General features: G+C 64.4%; 1 protein-coding gene. It reads right to left on the reverse strand.

Going from position 1 to position 1,021, the window contains the following annotated elements:
- On the reverse strand, positions 1 to 917 hold a 917-nt coding region (locus AC07FN_RS45960), incomplete at its 3' end, for an RNA-guided endonuclease InsQ/TnpB family protein (protein WP_478401396.1).
- Between the last annotated feature and the right edge of the window lie 104 nt (positions 918 to 1,021).

A 1,021-nucleotide genomic window follows, 5' to 3' on the forward strand; every position in this document is an offset into this window, starting at 1 on the left:
GCATCAGCCGCTTTCCTGGCCATCGTGGTCTTCGCGAGAAATTTCGGGCGGAAGTCCTCCACCGCGATCGCATCGTGGTCAGTCACCACGCGCATGGCCCATTTACGGGCCGTGTCCTGACGCTGGCGGGCGACCTTCGCGTGCGCTTTCGCGGCCTGGCGTTTGGCTTTGCGGTACCCCTTTGAAGCGGGCTTGCCCTTCGCCGGCCGACGCCGGGCCATCATCCGCTGATAGCGGGCCAGCTTCACCGCCGCGCGTTTGCCGTGCTCGGCATGCGGAAGATCGTGGGCAACGGATGTGGTCGTAGCAGTCTCGGCCACACCCCAGTCGATGCCGATCACCTGACCGGTTTCCGGCAACGACTGCACCTCGGTCGCGACCACGAACGAGCAATACCAGTGCCCTTGGGCGTCCTGGTACACACGCACCGACGACGGTGCGGAGGGAAGCTCGCGGGACCACACCACCGTGGTGACGATGCCACCCGCCAGGTGCAGACGACCGTCCTTGACCCGTAACCCGCGCAGCGTGTAGTTCAAGCTCGGACGCGCCAGGGCCTTTTTCTTCAACTTCGGCATCCCCGCCCGCTGCCGCATCGGCAACCGGGCCTTGACGTCCTTCAACGCCTTGGCGCGGGATTTGGCGAAGTCACGGATGATCTGCTGCTGCGGAACCGAACCCCCGGCACTCAGCCAGTCATGTTCAGCCCGCCATCCAGTCAGCAGTTTGTCCAGGTGCGCGGGACCGCATTCCTCACCCGCACGGTGCGCCTGACGGGAGGTGGCCACGCACTGGTTCCACACCCACCGGCACCGATCCCACTCGGCCAGCAGCGCATGCCGGGAGGTCGGCGACAAGCGAAGCCGATAGGTGTACCGAGCATGCCCGGCATCCTCGGTCTTCACCGTCGCCGCCATGTGGATCACCGTAGCATTTGGTTTATGGCTACCGACAGCGAGTTCCGTACCGGCAGACACGTAGTTTTCCTCATGCACGCTCACTTGGTTTTCGTCACGAAGTG

The organism is Saccharopolyspora sp. NPDC045941, from assembly GCF_056431445.1.